The organism is Neisseria sp. GT4A_CT1 (genome assembly GCF_000227275.1).
Classification (GTDB): Bacteria; Pseudomonadota; Gammaproteobacteria; order Burkholderiales; family Neisseriaceae; genus Neisseria.
On record NZ_JH164965.1, the window covers coordinates 73,679 to 76,585 of the forward strand.

The following is a 2,907-nucleotide window of genomic DNA, read 5'->3' on the forward strand; positions in this document are numbered from 1 at the left end:
GGTTAGGTTGAGTCCTTCCAAACATCAAGGTCGTCTGAAATCAATTTTCAGACGACCTTGCCTATGTCCCACCCTTACTCTGCTTCGACTACAACGAAAACGGCCAACTCATCGCCCAGCACCAATGGAAGGTGCCGAACAAAGAAGAGAACGCCCGAAACGGTTTGCCCGAAACCGACTGGCGCGATGCGCAGTACGACATGCTGTACCTGCCCGTTACCGAAACCGTCCGCTACCACTACGATTTCAACGGCAACCGCACCGCCACCGTCCTGCCCGACGGCAGACAAATCAACTACCTGTATTACGGCAGCGGCCACCTGCACCAAATCAGCCTCGACGACGAAGTCATCACCGACATCGAACGCGACAAGCTGCACCGCGAAATCTACCGCACACAGGGTAAACTCGCCAGCCGTTACGAACTTGACCCCTTAGGTCGTCTGAAACGGCAAATCGCCACCCTCAACGACCTGACGGAAACCGGCAAAGGCAAAACCAAAGTAGCGGCGGGTTATGGCCAAACCGCCGTCAAACGCAGCTACGGCTACGACCGCACCGGCAACCTGACCCACAGTACCGACCAGCGGACGGGCACGACCAAGTTCGAGTACGACAAACTGGGCAGGATTACCCAAGCGGGCAACGAACTGTTCGCCTTCGACCCCGCGCACAATATCCTTTCAGACGACCTCAATACCATCACCGACAACCGCCTGAAAACCTACAACGGCACGACCTATTACTACGACGAGCTCGGCAACCTGATCCACCGCGAGCTGGCCGACGGCGAAGTGCAGAACTATTTCTACGACCTGCATGACCAACTGGTCAAAGCGGAAATCTTCAAAAAAGACGGCACGAAAGAAACTTGGTCCTACACCTACGACGCCTTGGGCAGAAGGATAGGCAAAGGTCGTCTGAAAACCAGTCAGAAAGTTTCAGAAACGTCATTCCCGCATGATTTAAGCGGGAACGACCTCGAAAACCAAACCCGTTTCGTTTGGGACGGCAGCCATTTACTGCAAGAAATCCACCCGGACGGCAGGTATACCTATATCTACGCCGATCAAAATTCCTACGAGCCTTTAGCACAAGTCCGTGACTGGACAACCGTAGAAGACGAAAACCGACAACAAACCCGCTACTTCCACTGCGACCAAATCGGCATCCCAAGAGAGATGACCGATAAGGACGGCAACCTCTTGTGGTTCGGCAACTACACCGGCTGGGGTCGTCTGAAAGAGGAAACCAAGGTAACGGATAGCGCATACCAACCCTTCCGCCTGCAAAACCAGTATGCCGACCGTGAGACGGGGTTACATTACAACTTCTTCAGGTATTATGAGCCTGATGCTGGGCGGTTTGTGAATCAGGATCCGATTGGGTTGTGGGGTGGAGATAATCTTTATCGGTTTTCGTCTAATATTCAGATTTGGATTGATCCCTTAGGGTTAGCATGTATACCCAATCCAAATAGAAAAAATGATGAGGATCTTGCAAGAAGAATTGATAAATTGTCTGATAATTTGACAGAAAAAAATAGAGATGGTTTCACTACGTTAGCCTTGGCAAGGGTAACACTTGCTGATGGAACCTCTCAAATATGGATTGCTCAAGCAGGCTCTTCTCTGTCATCAAAGCCTTCTAGAAGGCAACAAAGTCTTGCTGGTGCAGATGAAATAATACAAAATTTACATCCAGCAGGAAGAAGCAGGAAAGATGGCAACCACTTAAATGATGCTGAACGTCAACTTATACGAGAAGCGAAAAAAAGAGGAGCTAAAATTAAATCTCTTGGAGCTACAAAACCAATGTGTGGCAGATGCGAGAAAGGAGCGAGAAGAGCAGGGATACTGAGGCGTATCATAACCCCAATTAAGAGTAGACACTGTTAGTATTTAATATTTTTAAATTTATTTAAAATTAAAGGAGTCCAATATGAAGCCGATGGAATTGGATGAAATGCCAAATGATATTTTTATTCAGGATATAAAAGAGTTAACAGAGAGTTTTTCAATAGATTTTCCTAATGTGTTTAGACAACTTTTGACAGAGTTAAATGTATCAAAAGATAATTTATTTATCACGGATTTTATTGAAAATCAGAAGATTGCCAACTCATATACAGGATATGTTTTTGACAAAACCCACAAAAAAATGTATGACTATACAATCAAAAATAAGAAACTTAGTTTTTTTGAAGTCGATATAAAAAAACTAACTACTAAGGACACGGATAGCATCCGAGTGTTGGATGAACTTTAAAATGCAAGCTATATTTGCATAAAGTGTCAGTGACTATAGGTTGGGTCAAGACCCAACAGCCTAATAAGGTCGTGTGAAAATTTTCAGACGACCTTTCCTGTTCTTACCTGCTTCGACTACAACGAAAGCGACCAACTCATCGCCCAGCACCAATGGAAGGTGCCGTCCAAAGAAGAGAATGCCCGAAACGGTTTGCCCGAAACCGACTGGCGCGATGCGCAGTACGACATGCTGTACCTGCCCGTTACCGAAACCGTCCGCTACCACTACGACTTCAACGGCAACCGCACCGCCACCGTCCTGCCCGACGGCAGACAGATCAATTACCTGTATTACGGCAGCGGCCACCTGCACCAAATCAGCCTCGACGACGAAGTCATCACCGACATCGAACGCGATCAGCTGCACCGCGAAATCTACCGCACACAGGGTAAGCTCGCCAGCCGCTACGAACTTGACCCTTTAGGTCGTCTGAAACGGCAAATCGCCACCCTCAACGACCTGACCGAAGGCGGAAAAGGCAAAACCAAAGTAGCGGCGGGTTATGGCCAAACCGCCGTCAAACGCAGCTACGGCTACGACCGTACCGGCAACCTGACCCACAGCACCGACCAGCGGACGGGCACGACCAAGTTCGAG

The 2,907-nt window shown here is 48.4% G+C and carries 2 protein-coding genes and 1 pseudogene; all 3 read left to right on the forward strand.

The window, feature by feature from the left end:
- Positions 1 to 131 precede the first annotated feature (131 nt).
- A complete protein-coding gene (locus HMPREF1028_RS13235; RefSeq protein ID WP_009311299.1) occupies positions 132 to 1,898 on the forward strand; it encodes an RHS repeat-associated core domain-containing protein in 1,767 nt (588 codons plus the stop codon).
- A gap of 43 nt (positions 1,899 to 1,941) precedes the next feature.
- On the forward strand, positions 1,942 to 2,268 hold the full coding sequence (locus HMPREF1028_RS02995; RefSeq protein WP_009311300.1) for a hypothetical protein: 327 nt from the start codon (positions 1,942 to 1,944) through the stop codon (positions 2,266 to 2,268).
- Between the two features lie 159 nt (positions 2,269 to 2,427).
- Positions 2,428 to 2,907: pseudogene (locus HMPREF1028_RS15070) on the forward strand (RHS repeat protein); the annotation flags it as partial.

What these genes read in the sequence shown, in the direction of transcription:
- HMPREF1028_RS02995 (WP_009311300.1), top strand. Translation starts at nt 1,942, where the DNA reads ATGAAGCCGATGGAATTGGATGAAATGCCAAATGATATTTTTATTCAG.